Origin of the sequence: Pinisolibacter aquiterrae (assembly GCF_019160155.1) — a bacterium.
Lineage (GTDB): Bacteria > Pseudomonadota > Alphaproteobacteria > Rhizobiales > Ancalomicrobiaceae > Pinisolibacter > Pinisolibacter aquiterrae.
The window spans coordinates 1-16,765 of sequence record NZ_JAFNIH010000051.1 but is presented as its reverse complement, the minus strand read 5'-3'; the positions used below and the strand labels follow the sequence as shown (position 1 = coordinate 16,765).

The 16,765-nt window shown below is 68.9% G+C and carries 19 protein-coding genes; 15 read left to right on the top strand and 4 right to left on the bottom strand.

The window, feature by feature from the left end:
* The first annotated feature begins 42 nt into the window (after window positions 1-42).
* The 8 genes from J3S89_RS19965 (at window position 43) to J3S89_RS19930 (ending at window position 7,522) form a co-directional block, all read left to right on the top strand.
* Window positions 43-363 (top strand): HesB/IscA family protein, encoded by a 321-nt coding sequence (locus J3S89_RS19965; protein ID WP_217930369.1) that lies wholly within the window; start codon window positions 43-45, stop codon window positions 361-363.
* A gap of 27 nt (window positions 364-390) precedes the next feature.
* The gene (gene nifU, locus J3S89_RS19960) at window positions 391-1,434 is read left to right on the top strand and encodes a Fe-S cluster assembly protein NifU (RefSeq protein ID WP_217930367.1); all 1,044 of its coding nucleotides are present in this window, start codon (window positions 391-393) and stop codon (window positions 1,432-1,434) included.
* 289 nt (window positions 1,435-1,723) lie between these two features.
* Window positions 1,724-2,932 (top strand): cysteine desulfurase NifS, encoded by a 1,209-nt coding sequence (gene nifS, locus J3S89_RS19955; RefSeq protein WP_217930365.1) that lies wholly within the window; start codon window positions 1,724-1,726, stop codon window positions 2,930-2,932.
* Window positions 2,933-2,948: 16 nt separating this feature from the next.
* Window positions 2,949-4,112, top strand: coding sequence for a homocitrate synthase (gene nifV, locus J3S89_RS19950; protein ID WP_217930350.1), 1,164 nt, complete (start codon window positions 2,949-2,951; stop codon window positions 4,110-4,112).
* A gap of 107 nt (window positions 4,113-4,219) precedes the next feature.
* Entirely contained in the window at window positions 4,220-4,948 is a 729-nt protein-coding gene (cysE, locus tag J3S89_RS19945) for a serine O-acetyltransferase (RefSeq protein ID WP_230489162.1), read from the top strand.
* 40 nt (window positions 4,949-4,988) lie between these two features.
* Complete coding sequence (gene nifW, locus J3S89_RS19940; protein ID WP_217930346.1) at window positions 4,989-5,378, top strand: nitrogenase stabilizing/protective protein NifW; 390 nt, start codon at window positions 4,989-4,991, stop codon at window positions 5,376-5,378.
* 175 nt (window positions 5,379-5,553) lie between these two features.
* On the top strand, window positions 5,554-6,579 hold the full coding sequence (locus tag J3S89_RS19935; protein ID WP_217930343.1) for a YeiH family protein: 1,026 nt from the start codon (window positions 5,554-5,556) through the stop codon (window positions 6,577-6,579).
* Between the two features lie 37 nt (window positions 6,580-6,616).
* Window positions 6,617-7,522 (top strand): LysR substrate-binding domain-containing protein, encoded by a 906-nt coding sequence (locus J3S89_RS19930; RefSeq protein ID WP_217930342.1) that lies wholly within the window; start codon window positions 6,617-6,619, stop codon window positions 7,520-7,522.
* Window positions 7,523-7,538: 16 nt separating this feature from the next.
* Here the strand turns inward: J3S89_RS19930 and J3S89_RS19925 are convergent, their stop codons facing one another.
* A complete protein-coding gene (locus J3S89_RS19925; protein ID WP_217930340.1) occupies window positions 7,539-8,072 on the bottom strand; it encodes a GNAT family N-acetyltransferase in 534 nt (177 codons plus the stop codon).
* Between the two features lie 4 nt (window positions 8,073-8,076).
* Window positions 8,077-8,643, bottom strand: a complete 567-nt coding sequence (locus tag J3S89_RS19920) for a helix-turn-helix domain-containing protein (RefSeq protein WP_217930338.1) — start codon at window positions 8,641-8,643, stop codon at window positions 8,077-8,079.
* A 127-nt stretch (window positions 8,644-8,770) separates the two neighbouring features.
* Here J3S89_RS19920 and J3S89_RS19915 point away from each other — a divergent pair, with 127 nt between their 5' ends.
* The 7 genes from J3S89_RS19915 (at window position 8,771) to J3S89_RS19885 (ending at window position 15,569) form a co-directional block, all read left to right on the top strand.
* The gene (locus J3S89_RS19915; protein ID WP_217930336.1) at window positions 8,771-9,409 is read left to right on the top strand and encodes a DsbA family protein; all 639 of its coding nucleotides are present in this window, start codon (window positions 8,771-8,773) and stop codon (window positions 9,407-9,409) included.
* A 192-nt stretch (window positions 9,410-9,601) separates the two neighbouring features.
* Complete coding sequence (locus tag J3S89_RS19910; protein ID WP_217930325.1) at window positions 9,602-10,453, top strand: electron transfer flavoprotein subunit beta/FixA family protein; 852 nt, start codon at window positions 9,602-9,604, stop codon at window positions 10,451-10,453.
* Between the two features lie 17 nt (window positions 10,454-10,470).
* Window positions 10,471-11,580 carry an electron transfer flavoprotein subunit alpha/FixB family protein gene (locus J3S89_RS19905; RefSeq protein ID WP_217930318.1) on the top strand — a complete coding sequence of 370 codons (1,110 nt, stop codon included), beginning with the start codon at window positions 10,471-10,473 and terminating at the stop codon, window positions 11,578-11,580.
* Window positions 11,581-11,603: 23 nt separating this feature from the next.
* Window positions 11,604-12,911, top strand: coding sequence for an FAD-binding protein (locus tag J3S89_RS19900; RefSeq protein WP_217930316.1), 1,308 nt, complete (start codon window positions 11,604-11,606; stop codon window positions 12,909-12,911).
* Between the two features lie 166 nt (window positions 12,912-13,077).
* The gene (locus J3S89_RS19895) at window positions 13,078-13,368 is read left to right on the top strand and encodes a ferredoxin family protein (protein WP_217930314.1); all 291 of its coding nucleotides are present in this window, start codon (window positions 13,078-13,080) and stop codon (window positions 13,366-13,368) included.
* 108 nt (window positions 13,369-13,476) lie between these two features.
* Window positions 13,477-14,091, top strand: a complete 615-nt coding sequence (gene cobO, locus J3S89_RS19890) for a cob(I)yrinic acid a,c-diamide adenosyltransferase (RefSeq protein ID WP_217930306.1) — start codon at window positions 13,477-13,479, stop codon at window positions 14,089-14,091.
* A 35-nt stretch (window positions 14,092-14,126) separates the two neighbouring features.
* The gene (locus J3S89_RS19885) at window positions 14,127-15,569 is read left to right on the top strand and encodes a cobyric acid synthase (RefSeq protein WP_217930569.1); all 1,443 of its coding nucleotides are present in this window, start codon (window positions 14,127-14,129) and stop codon (window positions 15,567-15,569) included.
* A gap of 66 nt (window positions 15,570-15,635) precedes the next feature.
* On the opposite strand, the gene J3S89_RS19880 is transcribed toward J3S89_RS19885, so the two are convergent.
* Window positions 15,636-16,136 carry a GNAT family N-acetyltransferase gene (locus J3S89_RS19880; RefSeq protein ID WP_217930304.1) on the bottom strand — a complete coding sequence of 167 codons (501 nt, stop codon included), beginning with the start codon at window positions 16,134-16,136 and terminating at the stop codon, window positions 15,636-15,638.
* On the bottom strand, window positions 16,130-16,402 hold the full coding sequence (locus J3S89_RS19875) for a YjhX family toxin (protein WP_217930302.1): 273 nt from the start codon (window positions 16,400-16,402) through the stop codon (window positions 16,130-16,132). The genes J3S89_RS19880 and J3S89_RS19875 overlap by 7 nt, the downstream gene beginning before the upstream one ends.
* Window positions 16,403-16,765: the final 363 nt, after the last annotated feature.

Below are 16,765 nucleotides of genomic sequence, written 5' to 3'. Positions count from 1 at the left end.
GAAATCCCTCTCGAACGCCATTCGAGCATGAGGGTTTCCACGATGATCCAGCTCACCGACAGTGCCGTCGCCGCCGTCAAGACGGCGCTCTCCCGCGCCACCGCTCCGGCGGAAGGGCTGCGCATCAAGGTCGAGGCGGGCGGCTGCGCCGGCTTCAAATACATGATGGGCCTCGAGGGCACGACCCGCGACGGCGACATGGTCATCGATCAGGACGGCGTCAAGCTCTACGTCGATCTCGACAGTCAGGCTCTGGTCTCCGGCATGACCGTCGATTTCGTCACCGGCCTCGACGCGTCCGGCTTCGTCTTCGAGAACCCGAACGCCACCTCGAAGTGTTCGTGCGGCAAGTCCTTCGGTTGATCCGATACCTTTTCAGGAGAGCAGGCCATGTGGGACTACACCGACAAGGTTCGTGACTATTTCTTCAACCCCGTCAACGCCGGGGTTCTGGAGACGGCCAACGCCGTCGGTGAGGTCGGCGCGATCTCCTGCGGCGACGCGCTGAAGCTGATGATGAAGGTCGATCCCGAGACCGAGATCATCGAGGCGGCCAAGTTCCAGACCTTCGGCTGCGGCTCGGCGATCGCCTCGTCCTCGGCGCTGACCGAGATCATCCTCGGCAAGACGCTCGACGAGGCCTTGAAGATCACCAACCAGGACATCGCCGACTTCCTCGGCGGCCTGCCGCCGGAGAAGATGCACTGTTCGGTGATGGGCTACGAGGCGCTCCAGGCGGCCGTCGCCGACTATCGCGGCGAGGTCTGGTCCGACGATCACGAGGAAGGGGCGCTGGTCTGCAAGTGCTTCGGCGTCGACGAGGGCATGATCGAGCGCGCGGTGCGCTCGAACAAGCTGACCACGCCGGAAGCGGTCACCAACTTCACCAAGGCCGGCGGTGGCTGCCTCACCTGCTTCGAGCGGATCGAGGGCGTGCTCGCCAAGGTCAACGAGGAGATGGTGGGCGAGGGGCTGCTCTCCTTCGACGAGGCCTATCGGATCGGCTCGGTCGACCCGCGCTCGCTGAAGCAGAAGGCGAAGCCCAAGGCCGCCGTCGGCTCGACCCCGGTCGAGACGGCCGCCACGGAGACCCGCAAGCCGGTGATCTCGCTCGACGCGCTCGAGAAGGCCGCCGCCGCGACGGTGGTGGTCGGTTCCGCCGCCGAGGCCGCGCTTCAGCCGGCGATCGGCCTGCCGCGCTACACCACGGTGCAGAAGATCAAGCTGATCGAGGAGGCGCTGGAGGAGATCCGCCCGGTCCTGAAGAAGGACGGTGGCGACTGCGAGCTGATCGACGTCGACGGCGCCAACGTCATCGTCAAGCTCTCGGGCGCCTGCGTCGGCTGTCAGATGGCCTCGATGACCATCAACGGCGTTCAGGAAAAGATCGTCGCCAAGCTCGGCATCCCCGTCCGGGTCGTGCCGGTGAAGTGAGGCGAGGGGGGCCGATCCCGGCGTCCCATGGGAATTCCGTGTCGGGCTTCATGGTGAGGTGCTCGCCTCGGCGAGCCTCGAACCACGAAGCCCGGGCACGGTGGTGGTCACGATCCCTTCGTGGTTCGAGGCGCGCCCTTCGGTCGCGCACCTCACCATGAAGGGGGCCATCCGAGGGGCGAGGCCACCCTGTGGGACCTCGTTTCGATCGTCCGAAATTCACGACCCGAGGGCCGGTCCCACGTTTTGGATCGCCCGACCTGCGACAGACTCTCGAGGAGATCTCCCGATGACCGTCACCCCCGTCTATCTCGACAACAACGCCACGACGCGCTGCGACGCCGAAGTCGTCGAGGCGATGCTGCCCTATTTCACCGAGCAGTTCGGCAATCCCTCCTCGATGCACGCCTTCGGCGCCTCGGTCGGCGGTGCCGTCAAGGCGGCGCGCGCCTCGCTGATGAAGCTGCTCGGCGCCGAGTTCGATCACGAGATCATCTTCACGTCGGGCGGCACCGAGAGCGACAACATGGCGATCCTCTCCGCGCTCGAGGCGATGCCCGGCCGCGACGAGATCATCACCTCGGCGGTGGAACACCCGGCGGTCCTGTCGCTCTGCGCCCATCTCGAGAAGACCCGCGACGTCAAGGTCCACGTGATTCCGGTCGACGGCCGCGGCCTCCTCGACATCGCCGCCTATCGCGCGGCGCTCTCGGAGAAGACCGCGGTCGTCTCGATCATGTGGGCCAACAACGAGACCGGCACGATCTTCCCCGTCGCCGAACTGGCCGAACTCGCCAAGGAGGTCGGCGCGCTGTTCCACACCGACGCGGTCCAGGCGGTCGGCAAGATCCCGCTGGACCTGAAGTCCACCCAGATCGACATGCTCTCGCTCTCCGGCCACAAGCTGCACGGGCCGAAGGGCACCGGCGCTCTCTACGTCAAGCGCGGCACCCGCTTCCGCTCGCTCTTCAAGGGCGGCCATCAGGAGCGCGGCCGTCGCGCCGGCACCGAGAACACCCCCGGCATCGTCGGCCTCGGCAAGGCGGCCGAACTGGCGCTGATCCACATGGAGGACGAGGTGACCCGCGTCGCCGCCCTGCGGGACCGGCTCGAGAAGGGGATCCTCCAGCGCATCCCCAATTGCTTCGTCACCGGCAATCCGGCCGAGCGCCTGCCCAACACCGCCAACATCGCCTTCGAATACATCGAAGGGGAGGGGATCCTCCTCCTGATGAACCGCGAGGGCATCGCCGCCTCGTCGGGTTCGGCCTGCACCTCCGGCTCGCTCGAGCCGAGCCACGTGCTGCGCGCCATGAACATCCCCTACACGGCGGCGCACGGCGCCATCCGCTTCTCGTTCAGCCGCGACAACACCGACGCCGACGTCGAGCGCGTCCTCGAGGTGATGCCGCCGATCATCGAGAAGCTCCGGGCGCTCTCGCCCTTCTGGAAGGGCGCGAACGAGGCGCCGGCGACCTTCAACCCGGTCTATGCCTGAACCCGGAGGGATGCTCATGACGCCCCGCGTCTTCCTCAACGACACGACGCTGCGCGACGGCGAGCAGGCGCCCGGCGTCGCCTTCTCCGCCGCCGAAAAGCTCGAGATCGCGGAAGGTCTGGCGGAAGCGGGCATCCCCGAGATCGAGGCCGGCACCCCGGCGATGGGGGCGGAGGAACAGGCGGCGATCCGGGCGATCGCCGAGGCCGGGCTCCCCATGCGGGTGCTCGCCTGGTGCCGCATGACCCGGGCCGATCTCGACGCGGCGCGGGCGGCGGGCGTCTCGGCGGTCAATCTGTCGCTCCCCGTCTCCGACGTCCAACTCTCGGCGAAGCTCGGCATCGATCGCGTCACGGCGCTCGCCCGGACCGAACGCACCGTCGCCGAGGCGCTCGATCGCGGCTTCGAGGTGGCGATCGGCTGCGAGGACGCCTCACGCGCCGACGTCGACCACCTCGCCCGCGTCATCGAGACGGTGGAGCGGCTCGGCGCCTTCCGCGTCCGCCTCGCCGACACCGTCGGCGTGCTCGATCCGTTCGCCACCCACGATCTCGTCGCCCGCCTCGTTGCCGGCACCGATCTGCCGCTCGAGATCCACACCCACGACGATCTCGGCCTCGCCACCGCCAATGCGCTCGCCGCCGTGCGCGCCGGCGCCCGTCACGTCTCGGTGACGGTCGGCGGCATCGGCGAGCGCGCCGGCAATGCCGCGCTCGAGGAGATGGTGCTGGCGCTCGATCGGCTCGGCTACCCCTCCGGCGTCGCGCCGTCCCGCCTCTGCGATCTCGCCGCCGTGGTTTCGACCGCCTCGGGTCGGCCGATCCATCCGCAGAAGGCGGTGATCGGCGGCGACGTCTTCACCCACGAGAGTGGCATCCACGTCGCCGGCCTCCTGTGGAACCGCGACACCTATCAGGGCATCGACCCACGCGCGCTCGGCCGCGACCACGGCTTCGCCATCGGCAAGCACTCCGGCCGCGTCGCCATTTCTCATGCGCTGGAGAGCCGGGGCGTCGAGCTCGACGATCGCGTCTATCCGAAGCTGCTCGCCAAGGTGAAGGCCCATGCGGTCCGCACCAAGCGCTCGCTGCCGGTCGATCGCCTCGTCGAGATGCACCAGCGGCTGGTCGAGGAGGAAGCCGAACCCTTCGGGGTCGCGCCTCTCCGGACCCGGTCATGACCGAGACCACGCGGAAATCCGAGGAGAGCGCCGTGAGCGACTTGCCCTATGACGCGGGACTGATCGAGACGGCCGCCGAGGCGACGCCGAAACGGTCGCTGTGGGCGATGATCCGCGAGGACGTCGCCTGCGTGAAGGCGCGCGACCCCGCCGCCCGCTTCACCCTCGAGATCGTGCTGACCTATCCCGGCGTCCACGCCATCGTCTGGCATCGGATCGCCCATGCCCTGTGGCGGCGCGGGCATCGCTTCGCCGGGCGCTTCGTGTCGTGGCTGGGGCGGTTTCTGACCAATGTCGACATCCACCCCGGCGCCACCATCGGCCGACGCTTCTTCATCGATCACGGCGCCGGTGTCGTGGTCGGCGAGACCGCCGAGATCGGCGACGACGTCACGCTCTATCACGGCGTGACGCTGGGCGGCGTCTCCTGGCGGCCGGGCAAGCGTCATCCGACGCTCGGAAACGGCGTGCTGGTCGGTGCCGGTGCCAAGATCCTCGGGCCGATCACCGTCGGGGCCGGCGCCCGAGTCGGCGCCAATTCGGTGGTGATCGAGGACGTGCCCCCGGAGATGACCGTGGTCGGCATCCCCGGCCGCATCGTCAAGGCGGTCGAGGGCCGGCGCCTGATCTCCGGCCGCATCGATCTCGAACATCATCTGATGCCCGATCCCGTCGGCGAGGCGATCGCCACCTTGGTCGACCGGATCGATTTTCTCGAAGCCCGGCTCGCCCATCTCTCGGGAAAGGCCGGTCCCTCCGTCGAATTCGAGGTGCTGCCCGAGACCCGTCCCTCCGGAGCGAGGGGCGAGACGCGCGAGATCCCGCCGGCCCATTGACCATCCGCCCACCCGGCCTCGGCCGTGAAGGAGAAGACCCATGACCGAGTCGTCCTGTTCCCTCGACGATGCCGTCGTCGTCAAAGACATCCTGGCCCGCCTGAAGGCCTGCTCCTCGGCCGAGGACTTCTTCACCGAGCTGAAGGTCAAATACGATCCCAAGGTGCTCGGCCCCGCTCGTCTCCACATCTTGAAGCGGATGGGCCAGCATCTCGCCGGCGAGGATCTCGAGGACATGCCCGACCGGGTCGTCGCCGCCCGCGCCCGCACCTTTCTCGAGCGCGCCTACGAGGACTTCGTCACCTCCTCGCCCTTGAAGGAACGCGTCTTCAAGGTGTTGAAGGACCACGACCCCTCCCGCCCGGTGAAGCCCGGCGAGGCCTTCGTCTCTTTCGACGAGATCCTGGCGCCGATCCCGCCGAAGGCGTGACGCCGCCGCCGGGCGCGGGTTTCGCAGCCGCGAACCGGCTCGTTCGCGCCGCGCGAGATCTCGATCCATTCGTTCGTTTTTGACGAACGAATGGATCGAACTTATCAATTGGAACGATGAAGTGGAATTTCTCATGGATGGGGTCCCCGTCCCTAGATCGTCCACGAGGTCGTTCATGTCCCTGTCCGCCACCGTCCCACCGTTCCATCAGGGGCTTCGCCGCGTCGGCGGCGTCCTGCCCGGCCTCGCCCTCGCGGTCGGCGTCGCCGGCCTCGCCGTCGCGTTGCGCCGCCTGCCGAGCCTCGCGGCGGTGTCGCCGATGATCCTGGCGATCGGCTTGGGCATGGCGATCCGCAACACCGTCGGCCTGCCGCATGCCTTCGCCGGCGGGGTCGCCTTCGCCATGCGCCGCCTCTTGCGGCTGGCGATCGTCCTGCTCGGCTTCCAGGTGACGGCGACGCGCCTGTTCGAGGTCGGCGCGCGCGGCTTCATGGTGGTGGCGACGGTCTTGGTCGCGACCTTCGCCTTCACCGTCTGGCTCGGCCGGCGCCTCGGCGTGCGGCCGCAGCTCGCCGAGCTGATCGCCGCCGGCACCTCGATCTGCGGCGCCTCCGCCGTGGTCGCCACCAACACCGTCACCCGCGCCGAGGAGGCCGACGTCGCCTATGCCGTGGCGACGGTGACGCTGTTCGGCTCGCTGTCGATGGTGCTGATGCCGATCGCCGGCCATGGGCTCGCCCTGGCGCCCCATGCCTACGGCCTCTGGGTCGGGGCGAGCGTCCACGAGATCGCCCAGGTGGTCGCCGCCGCCTTTCAAGGCGGTGACGCCGCCGGCGAATACGGCACCATCGCCAAACTCGCCCGGGTGATCCTGCTCGCCCCCGTGGTGATCGGCCTCGGGCTCCTCGCCCGCCGCCGCGCCGAGGTCGCGGGAACCCGGGCGCGGGTGCCGTTCCCGTGGTTCGTCCTCGGCTTCGTCGGACTGGTCGGGCTCGGCAGCCTCGTCGAATGGCCGCGTCCCTTCCTCGGCGTCGCCGCGACCACCACCACCTTCCTCCTGTCGACGGCGCTGGCGGCGATGGGGCTTCTGACCGACGTGCGCCGTCTCGCCGCCGAAGGTCTTCGCCCCTTGATCCTCGGCGCCGCCGCCTGGATCTTCGTCTCGGCTTCCGCTCTCCTGCTGGTGATCACCATCGGATGACCCCCATGCCGCTCCACCTTCCACCCCACGGACCACGATGACGCTCGAGCAACTCCGCATCTTCGTCGCCGTCGCCGAGCGCGAGCACGTCACCCGCGCCGCCGTCGAACTGGGTCTGACCCAGTCGACGGTGAGCGCCGCCGTTCGCGCCCTCGAGGAGCGCCACGCCGTCCGCCTGTTCGATCGGGTCGGGCGGCGCGTCGTTCTGACCGAGGTCGGCCGCCTCTTCCTCGACGAGGCCCGCGCCGTTCTCGCCCGCGCCGAGGCCGCCGGCCGCCGCCTCGCCGAGATTTCCGGCCGCATCGCCGGCCCGCTGGAGATCCGCGCCAGCCACACCATCGCCACCCATTGGCTGCCGCAACGGCTGGTCCGCTTTCGCGCCCGCCACCCCGACGTCGAGTTCCGCCTCGGCATCGCCAACACCGCCGCCGTCGCGGCGGCCATCGACGACGGCCTCGCCGAGATCGGCCTGGTCGAGGGCGAGATCGCCACGCCGTCGCTGAAGCGGCTCACCGTCGATCACGATCGTCTGGTGTTGGTCGCCGCGCCCGGTCATCGTCTCGCCGGCCGTTCCTTCGCCGGTCGTGGCGAGATCGATCCCGCCGATTTCGAGACCTTCGACTGGGTCCTGCGCGAGGGCGGGTCCGGCACCCGCTCGGAACTCGCCGCCGCGCTCCACCGCCGCGGCGTCGCCGTCGACCGGCTCCGTGTGGTGCTCGAACTTCCCTCCAACGAGGCGATCCTCGAGGCGGTGATGGCCGGCGGCGGCGTCACCGCGCTGTCGTCGCTGGTCGCCGAACCGGCCATCGCCGCCGGCGCTCTGGTCGCCCTCGGCCCCGATCTGGTCGAACGCGCCTTCCACCTGTTGCGCCACGCCGCCCGCACCCCGAGCCGCACCGCCGCCGCCTTCCACGCCTTCCTCGCCGAGGGCGGGAGAGGGTGAGGGACGGGGCCGGATCTCAGGCCGCCGCGCCGATCCGCTTCCAATAGATCAGCGTGCCCGTCAGCCCGCCGTGCGGTTTCAGCGCATAGTCGGGGATCTCGCCGGCATAGACGAAGCCCGCCTTCTCGTAGAGCCCGGCGGCGCCCTCGTCGCGTGCCGTGTCGAGGACCATGAGCGTCTTGCCGCGCGCGACCGCCTCCCGCTCCGCCGTCCGGACCAGCGCCATGGCGAGCCCGCGCCCGCGATGGGAGGGCCGCGTCATCATCTTGGCGAGTTCGGCCCGGTGCGGTTGGTTCGGCGGGCATTCGAGCAGGAGCGTCAGCGTCGCCACCGGGACGTCGCCGTCGCCGTCGAAGGCGCCGAAGACGATCCGCTCGCCCCGGCCCGCCGCCGCAAGCGATCCCGCCCAGAAGGCGTCGGCCCGCTCGCGCTCCAGCGGATGCATGAAACTGACCGAGCCGCCCGCCGCCACGGTCTCGATCAGGAGATCGGTCAAGGCGGCGCGGACGGCCGGGGTGTCGGCGAGGGCTTCGATGCGGATGTCGGACATCGGGTCAACTCCGAGCGAGCGCGACCACATAGGTCACGGGCAGGGCGGTCTCGTTGGCGAAGGTGGTGTCGGCGGGCGGGCCGAAGCCGTAGGCGTCGCCGGGCGCGAGGTCGCAACGTTTCCCGCCCTCGATCAGGGTGAGAACCCCCTCGCGCACCCACACCACTTGGCGGATGTGGGCATAAGAGGCCGCCGGCAGCGTCACCGAACGCCCGGCCGGCAGGCTCACCTCGACCAGCTCGATCGGATGATCGGGATGGCGGAAGGTCTGACTACGGACATAGCCGGTGTCGGGATCGCGCCATTCGGCGCGGTTCGCGGCGCGACAGATCCGCTCGCCCCCGGTCTCCGCCCGCGTCAGGAGGCCGGCCAGGGTGAGGTCGAAGGCGGCGGCGATCTTGACCAGGATCACCGCCGTCGGGCTCGCCTCCTCGCGCTCGATCTTGCCGATCGTCGCCTTGGCGACCCCCGAGCGCTCGGCGAGATCGGCGAGCGACCACCCCCGCGCGTCGCGTTCCAGACGGATGCGGCGGGCGAGGCGGGCTCCGGTTTCGTCCATCAAAGTGTCCATATGGGCACTATCATGGATTTTCGTGGCTGCCGCAACCCTGACGCTCACTCGCGCGTCACGGCAAAGTCATTGGCCGAATGCTGCGACGCGGCATAGCCTGTCGCGATCCCTCCATGGAGTGTTTCTCTTGGCCCGCGTCCCCGCCATCGCCGTCGCCGATCCGTCGCGCCGTACCCTTCTCGCCCTCGGAGCCGGCCTCGGCCTCGCCGCCCTCGGCGCCCGTCCGTCCCACGCCGCCGTCGATCCCGCCGACGTCTTCGCCGACGCCGACGTGCCCGTCCTCGGCAATCCGAAGGGCGACGTCGCGGTCGCGGTCTGGTTCGACTATCAGTGCCCCTTCTGCAAGAAGGTCGAGCCGATCCTGAACGAGGTCGCGCGCAAGGACGGCAAGGTCGCCATTCTCCTGAAGGATTGGCCGATCTTCGGCGATCTTTCCACCGCCGCCGCCCGCGCCGCCTGGAGCGCTCGCCGTCAGAACCGGCTCGCCGCGCTCCACGATCGCCTGATGGCGGTGCCGAAGCGCCTCGATACCGCCCGTCTCGACGCCGAGATCGCCGCCGCCGGCCTCGATCGCGCCCGTCTCGACACCGACATGGCCGCCGAGACCGCCGCCTTCGACGCCCTCGTCGCCCGCAACGGCGCCCAGGCCGAGGCCTTCGGCTTCCCCGGCACGCCGGCCTTCGTGATCGGCTCCTTCGTGTTCCCCGGCGGTCTCGACGCCGACGGTTTCCGTCAGGCGATCGCCGACGCGCGCCGCAAGCGCTGAGCGTCGATCTGTCGGATTTGCGACACGCTCGTTGCGAATGTCGCTCTGTCCTGCTCCTCCGAAAAAACACGTACACATGCGAAATGCGGCGGTTTTCCGCCGCTTTTTCATTTGGCACGACCCATGCGTATGTCCCCTCGACAGGCCGGTGGTCCACTCGCGACCGGCGACGAACGTACGAGGAGAGGCGGCATGCACATCGTCGTCTGCATCAAGCAGGTTCCGGACAGCGCCCAGATCCGCGTCCATCCCGTCACCAACACGATCATGCGCCAGGGCGTGCCTACGATCATCAATCCCTATGATCTGTTCGCCCTGGAAGAGGCTCTGCGGCTGCGCGACAAACACGGCGGCGAGGTCACGGTGCTCACCATGGGCCCGCCGATGGCCGAGGATTCCCTGCGCAAGGCGCTGACCTTCGGCGCCGACCGCGCGGTGCTCCTGACCGATCGCTTCTTCGCCGGCTCCGACACGCTGGCGACCTCCTACGCGCTCGCCGCCGCGATCGAGAAGATCGGCGAGGTCTACGGCAAGCCGGAGATCGTCTTCACGGGCAAGCAGACCATCGACGGCGACACCGCCCAGGTCGGCCCCGGCATCGCCAAGCGGCAGAGCCTTCTGCAGCTGACCTACGTCTCCAAGATCGCCGAACTCGATCTCGACGGCGGCAAGATCACCGTCGAGCGCCGCTCCGAGGGCGGCGTCCAGGTGCTCGAGACCAAGCTGCCGGTGCTGATCACCATGCTCGAGGGCACCAACGACATGCGCCGCGGCTCGATGGCCGACGCGCTGCGCGCCGCCCGCAGCGATCTGGTGATCTGGTCGGCCAAGGACGCCGGCATCGAGGACATCCTCAAATGCGGCCTGCGCGGCTCGCCGACGGTGGTCAAGCGCGTCTTCGCGCCCGCCGCCCGCGCCGAGAAGGCCGAGCAGATCGAGATCCGGCCGGCGGCGATCGACACCGCCGACGCGCTCATCGAGACGATCTTCGGGACGCTGCCGGCGCTCGAGACCGAACTCGTCGAACTTCACCAGACGCTCTGAGCCGGGGAGGGGAAACCATGGCCAACGAACCCGCGAAGCCCGCTCCCGCCGCAGGCGGCCGCGCCGGCATGAAGAAGGAACTGCCCGAGCACTTCAAGGCCTACAAGGGCGTCTGGGTGTTCATCGAGGCCGAGCGCGGGGTGGTCCATCCCGTCTCCTACGAGTTGCTCGGCGAGGGCCGCAAGCTCGCCGACCAACTCGGGGTCGAACTCGCCGGCGCCATCCTCGGCCCCAAGGGCGAGGGGACGAACCACGCCATCGCCGAGACCTTCGCCCACGGCGCCGATCTCGTCTATCTGATGGAGGACGAGCTTCTCGCCGACTATCGCAACGAGCCCTTCTCCAAGGGCCTGACCGATCTCGTCAACACCTACAAGCCCGAGATCCTGCTGCTCGGCGCCACCACGCTCGGCCGCGACCTCGCCGGCTCGGTGGCGACGACGCTCTTGACCGGCCTCACCGCCGACTGCACCGAACTCGCCGTCGACGCCGACAAGTCGCTCGCAGCGACCCGGCCGACCTTCGGCGGCTCGCTGCTCTGCACGATCTACACGCTGAACTTCCGCCCGCAGATGGCGACCGTCCGCCCCCGCGTCATGTCGATGCCGGCCCGCACCGACAAGCCGATCGGCAAGGTCGTGATGCATCCGCTGAACATGGCGGAAGAGGACATCGTGACGAAGATCCTGAACTTCGTCGCCGATCGTCAGGCCGGCAAGGTCAACCTCGCCTATGCCGACATCGTCGTCGCCGGCGGCCTCGGCATGGGCGCGGTCGAGAACATGCAGCTGGTCAAGAACTTGGCGAAGTCGCTCGGCGCCGAATACGGCTGCTCGCGCCCGCTGGTCCAGAAGGGATGGATGCCGGCCGAACGTCAGATCGGCCAGACCGGCAAGACCATCCGGCCGAAGCTCTACATCGCCGCCGGCATCTCCGGCGCGATCCAGCACCGGGTCGGCGTCGAGGGCGCCGACCTGATCGTCGCCGTCAATACCGACAAGAACGCCCCGATCTTCGACTTCGCCCATGTCGGCGTCGTCACCGACGCGGTGCGCTTCCTGCCGGCGCTGACCGAAGCCTTCACCCGCCGCCTCTCGCCCCACAACCGCGACAAGCTCGCCGGCTGAACCCGCGCTCAGGAGATCGACCGATGATCGAGGAAAAATTCGACGCCATCGTCGTGGGCGCGGGCATGGCCGGCAACGCCGCCGCCTACACCATGGCTTCCCGTGGCCTCAAGGTGCTGCAGCTCGAGCGCGGTGAATATCCGGGCTCCAAGAACGTCCAGGGCGCGATCATGTACGCGTCCATGCTCGAGAAGATCATTCCCGATTTCCGCGAGGATGCCCCGCTCGAGCGCCATCTGGTGGAACAGCGCTTCTGGATGATGGACGACAAGTCCCACACCGGCATGCACTACCGCTCCGAGGATTTCAACGAGGACAAGCCCAACCGCTACACCATCGTGCGGGCGCAGTTCGACAAGTGGTTCTCGCGCAAGTGCCGCGACATGGGCGTGACGCTTCTGACCGAGACCACCGTCACCGAGCTGATCCAGAACGATCAGGGCAAGGTGCTCGGCGTCAAGACCGACCGCAAGGGCGGCGCCGTCTTCGCCGACGTGGTGGTGCTCGCCGAGGGCATCAACGGCCTGCTCGGTCCCCGCTCGGGCCTGCGCACCTCGCCGAAGCCCGAGACCGTGGCGCTGGCGGTCAAGGAGATGCACTTCCTGCCGGCCGAGACCATCGAGAGCCGCTTCAACGTCAAGGGCGACGAAGGCGTCGTCATCGAGATGGTCGGCACCTTCTCCAAGGGCATGACCGGCCTCGGCTTCCTCTACACCAACAAGGAGAGCATCTCGGTCGGGCTCGGCTGTCTGGTCTCCGACTTCGCCGAGACCCGCGAGAGCCCCTACGCCATGCTCGAGGGCTTCAAGAACCACCCCTCGATCGCGCCGCTGCTCGAAGGGTCGGAATGTAAGGAATACGCCGCCCACCTGATCCCGGAGGGTGGCTACAAGGAGATCCCGCAGCTCTTCGGCGACGGTTGGGTCGTGGTCGGCGACGCGGCGCATTTCAACAACGCCATCCATCGCGAGGGGTCCAACCTCGCCATGACCTCCGGCCGTCTCGCCGGCGAGGCGATCCACCGGATCAAGGCCGCCCGCGATCCGATGACCAAGGAGCACCTGAAGCTCTACAAGCAGCTCCTCGACGACAGCTTCCTGATGAAGGATCTGAAGAAGTACAAGGATATGCCCGGTCTTCTTCACACCAACTCGTCGAATTTCTTCCTGAGCTACCCCCAGCTCGTCAGCCAGGCGGCGCAGAACTTCCTGCGCGTCGACGGCACGTCGAAGCTCGAGAAGGAGAAGCGCACCAGCCGTGCCTTCATCGAGAAGCGCTCGCGCATCGGCCTGATCTCCGACGCGGTCCGCCTCGCCTTCGCCTGGCGCTGATTGCCCGCCGGACGGACCTCGGCCCGTTCGGCACGCCTTTCGCATTGCTCTCCCGGAGAGCCGATCCGAGGTCGGCTTTTCGACAAACCCCGGAGGCGCCGCGCGCGCCCGATCGAAGCCCGCGAGACGCCCCGGCGCTCGCACAGTCATCGGAAAGGACGGACCCATGACGATCGCCGTGCGTGTCGAGGACAAGCTCTTTCAGAATCGCTATCTGGTCGATGCGGGGCGCCCCCACATCACCGTCGCCGTCCATGAGAAGCCGTCGGCCAATCTCATGGCGCTGACCACGATCTGCCCGGCCAAGTGCTACGAGTTGAACGAGAAGGGCCAGGTCGACGTCACCCCCGACGGCTGCATGGAATGCGGCACCTGCCGCGTGCTGTGCGAGGCGTCCGGCGAGATCACCTGGAACTACCCGCGCGGCGGCTACGGCGTGCTCTACAAGTTCGGCTGAGGGGAAGAGGCGGGGCGGATCGGGATCCGCTCCGTCGCCTCGTCCGCACTTGCACACGCCCCGCGTCCGTGGTCTCAGGGATGGACGACAACCGTCCCCGAGGCCGCCATGACCGACACGCCCACCCCCGAAGACCGCCACAAGGCCAAGATGGCCGCGCGCAAGGCCGTCCAGGACGCCGAGGTGGCGGGCAAGACGATCACTGAGAAGGGGCTCCTGATCGTCAACACCGGCCCCGGCAAGGGCAAGTCGACGGCCGCCTTCGGCCTCGCCCTGCGCATGCTCGGTCACGGCCACCGCGTCGGCGTGGTGCAGTTCATCAAGGGCGCGTGGTCGACCGGCGAGCGTACCGCGCTCGAGCGCTTCGACGATCTCGTCTCCTGGCACACCATGGGCGAGGGCTTCACCTGGGAGACCCAGGACCGCGCCCGCGACGTCGCCGCCGCCACCCGCGCCTGGGAAAAGGCCTGCGAGCTGATGGCCGATCCCGCGATCGCCCTGGTGATCCTCGACGAATTGAACATCGCGCTGCGCTACGACTATCTGCCGCTCGCCGACGTCGTCGCGACCTTGCGCGACCGCCGTCCCGACCTCCACGTCGTTGTCACCGGCCGCAACGCCAAGCCCGAGCTGATCGAGGCCGCTGATCTGGTGACCGAGATGGGCGCGGTGAAGCACCATTTCGCCGCCGGCGTGAAGGCGCAGCAAGGCATCGAATTCTGATGGTGACGTCCACCTCCCGCCGCGCCAAGGCCCTGATGCTCCAGGGCACCGGGTCCGACGTCGGCAAGTCGCTGCTGGTCGCCGGCCTCGCCCGCGCCTTCGCGAATCGGGGTCTGGTGGTGCGCCCCTTCAAGCCGCAGAACATGTCGAACAATGCCGCCGTCACCGTCGACGGCGGCGAGATCGGCCGCGCCCAGGCGCTGCAGGCCCGCGCCGCGAGGGTTCCGCCGTCGGTCCACATGAACCCGGTGCTGTTGAAGCCCCAGTCCGACGTCGGCTCTCAGGTGGTGGTCCAGGGCCGGGTGATCGGCAATGCCAAGGCGCGCGAGTTCCAGTCGTGGAAGCCGCGCCTCGAGGCCTCCGTCCACGAGAGCTTCGAGAAGCTGGCGGCAGAAGCCGATCTGGTGATCGTCGAGGGCGCCGGCAGCGCGGCCGAGGTCAATCTGCGCAAGGGCGACATCGCCAACATGGGCTTCGCGCGCAAGGCCGACGTGCCGGTGGTCCTGGTCGGCGACATCGATCGCGGCGGCGTCATCGCCCAGGTGGTCGGGACCAAGGCGGTGGTCGATCCGGCCGACGCGGCGATGGTGGTCGGCTTCCTGGTCAACAAGTTTCGCGGCGACCCCTCGCTCTTTTCCGCCGGCATGGAGCTGATCGCCGAGAAATCCGGCTGGCCGGCACTCGGGCTCGTGCCGTGGTTCCGCGACGCGGGGCTTCTCCCGGCCGAGGACGCGGTGGTGCTCGACAAGCGCCGCGCGGCCGGGGAGGGCGCCACCACCATCGTCGTGCCGCGCCTGCCGCACATCGCCAATTTCGACGATCTCGACCCGCTCGGCCAGGAGCCGGGCGTCCGCCTGATCATGCTGCGCCCCGGCGAGCCGATCCCGGCCGAGGCCGACCTCGTCCTCCTGCCCGGGTCCAAGGCGACCATCGCCGATCTCGCCGCGCTGCGTCGCGAGGGTTGGGACGTCGACATCCTCGCCCATGTGCGGCGTGGTGGTCGCGTCCTCGGCATCTGCGGCGGCTATCAGATTCTCGGCCGCACCATCGCCGACCCCGACGGCGTCGAGGGCCCACCGACCTCCGTCCCCGGCCTCGGCCTCCTCGACGTCGAGACCGTGCTCGGCGGCGACAAGTGCCTGGAGAGCGTGACCGGCACACTCGCCGGTTCGAACGCCCCCTTCGCCGGCTACGAGATGCATGTGGGACGCACGTCGGGGGCCGATCGCGCTCGGCCCCTGGTGACCTTCGCCGACGGCCGCGACGACGGCGCGACGCGCCCCGACGGTTGCGTCTCCGGCTGTTACGTGCACGGCCTCTTCGCCGACGATCGGGCGCGCGGCGCCTTCCTCGAGCGGCTCGGCGCGGCGACGTCGGATCTCGCCTACGAGGCCCGCGTCGAGGCGACGCTCGACGCGCTCGCCGCGCATGTGGCCGATCACGTCGATCTCGATCGTCTCTGGGCGCTGGCGCGCTGAGGCCGCCGTGTCGCGTTCAGGGTCGAAGTCGGGCCGCGCCCTGGCGAGCGGCGGCCCGACCTCCCGTCACTCCGCCTGATCGAGGCCGAAGGCCGGATGATGGATCAGCTCCCCGCGCGGCGCGACGCCGTCGAAGGGGAGGGCCTGAACCACCTCCGGCGGACAGCCGGCGACGCCGAAGCCGGGGAAGGCGCGGAAGCCGAACCGGCCATAATAGCCGGGATCGCCGACCAGCGCCGCGCCCCGGCAGGTCGCCCGCAGACGGCGGAGCGCCTCCGCCATCAGCGCCGAGCCGATGCCCTGGGCATGCCGGGCCGGCAGGACGGCGAGCGGCCCGATCAGCCCCCAACCCTCCTGCGTCCCGATGCGCGCCGCCGAGGCGGCGAGATGACCGATCACCTCGCCGTCCTCCTCGGCCACGAGCGAGAGCAGGAGCGCGTCGTCGGCGCGAAGCCTCTCGACGATCGCCGCCTCGGTGCCCGTGGCCTGCGGCAGGAGCCGCATGGCTTCGGTGACGACCCGGCCGATGGCCGAGACGTCGCCGGATGTTTCGTCGCGGATCAACATGACGAACCTCCCTGGTTGTCGAGCTGGGCGCGGACGGAGACGCGGCCGCGTCTCGAGATCCGATAGGGGCTGCCCGATCGCGATTCGATCAATCGCTTGCGGCGTAGGCGTTCGAAGACGGTCGCGTCGAAATCGGCGAGAATCATGCCCTCGCGCGTGACGCAGGTCACGGAGGTGATCTTGGGGCCGTCGTCGCGCTCGTGGAGGATGTGGCCACCGAGGGCCAGCACGTGCAGAGCACGTTGTTCGTTTCGAGAGATGTTCATGGAAGTCTCGTGTGACGGACATGAAGAAACACCCCGGGGCACGCGGGCACCCGGCGGCTTCGAAGTCACGAGGCTCTCCGAGAACCGGAGAGCCGTATCACACAAGCTCCGACATCCAATCTCCATCGGCCGACCCGCGACCCTCGTCGCTGGACGGCATCTCTCATCTAGGAGCGCTAGGGGCGAGATGCAACCCCGGACGATGAGGGTGGGCTGCTCGTTGCGAGGCCTTATTTGACCGATTCCGTTGAAAAACTCGCCGGCGGCGCGGCATGCATTCGGCGACGATGGGCCCCACGCTCGAGTTTGAGAGGGCCCTCCCTCCTCAAGTCGCCCCGACCGGCTCGTTCATCGGGATCAGCT

What these genes read in the sequence shown, in the direction of transcription:
- J3S89_RS19965 (WP_217930369.1), top strand. Translation starts at nt 43, where the DNA reads ATGATCCAGCTCACCGACAGTGCCGTCGCCGCCGTCAAGACGGCGCTC.
- nifU (WP_217930367.1), top strand. Translation starts at nt 391, where the DNA reads ATGTGGGACTACACCGACAAGGTTCGTGACTATTTCTTCAACCCCGTC.
- nifS (WP_217930365.1), top strand. Translation starts at nt 1,724, where the DNA reads ATGACCGTCACCCCCGTCTATCTCGACAACAACGCCACGACGCGCTGC.
- nifV (WP_217930350.1), top strand. Translation starts at nt 2,949, where the DNA reads ATGACGCCCCGCGTCTTCCTCAACGACACGACGCTGCGCGACGGCGAG.
- cysE (WP_230489162.1), top strand. Translation starts at nt 4,220, where the DNA reads ATGATCCGCGAGGACGTCGCCTGCGTGAAGGCGCGCGACCCCGCCGCC.
- nifW (WP_217930346.1), top strand. Translation starts at nt 4,989, where the DNA reads ATGACCGAGTCGTCCTGTTCCCTCGACGATGCCGTCGTCGTCAAAGAC.
- J3S89_RS19935 (WP_217930343.1), top strand. Translation starts at nt 5,554, where the DNA reads ATGTCCCTGTCCGCCACCGTCCCACCGTTCCATCAGGGGCTTCGCCGC.
- J3S89_RS19930 (WP_217930342.1), top strand. Translation starts at nt 6,617, where the DNA reads ATGACGCTCGAGCAACTCCGCATCTTCGTCGCCGTCGCCGAGCGCGAG.
- J3S89_RS19925 (WP_217930340.1), bottom strand. Translation starts at nt 8,072, where the DNA reads ATGTCCGACATCCGCATCGAAGCCCTCGCCGACACCCCGGCCGTCCGC.
- J3S89_RS19920 (WP_217930338.1), bottom strand. Translation starts at nt 8,643, where the DNA reads ATGGACACTTTGATGGACGAAACCGGAGCCCGCCTCGCCCGCCGCATC.
- J3S89_RS19910 (WP_217930325.1), top strand. Translation starts at nt 9,602, where the DNA reads ATGCACATCGTCGTCTGCATCAAGCAGGTTCCGGACAGCGCCCAGATC.
- J3S89_RS19905 (WP_217930318.1), top strand. Translation starts at nt 10,471, where the DNA reads ATGGCCAACGAACCCGCGAAGCCCGCTCCCGCCGCAGGCGGCCGCGCC.
- J3S89_RS19900 (WP_217930316.1), top strand. Translation starts at nt 11,604, where the DNA reads ATGATCGAGGAAAAATTCGACGCCATCGTCGTGGGCGCGGGCATGGCC.
- J3S89_RS19895 (WP_217930314.1), top strand. Translation starts at nt 13,078, where the DNA reads ATGACGATCGCCGTGCGTGTCGAGGACAAGCTCTTTCAGAATCGCTAT.
- cobO (WP_217930306.1), top strand. Translation starts at nt 13,477, where the DNA reads ATGACCGACACGCCCACCCCCGAAGACCGCCACAAGGCCAAGATGGCC.
- J3S89_RS19885 (WP_217930569.1), top strand. Translation starts at nt 14,127, where the DNA reads ATGCTCCAGGGCACCGGGTCCGACGTCGGCAAGTCGCTGCTGGTCGCC.
- J3S89_RS19880 (WP_217930304.1), bottom strand. Translation starts at nt 16,136, where the DNA reads ATGTTGATCCGCGACGAAACATCCGGCGACGTCTCGGCCATCGGCCGG.
- J3S89_RS19875 (WP_217930302.1), bottom strand. Translation starts at nt 16,402, where the DNA reads ATGAACATCTCTCGAAACGAACAACGTGCTCTGCACGTGCTGGCCCTC.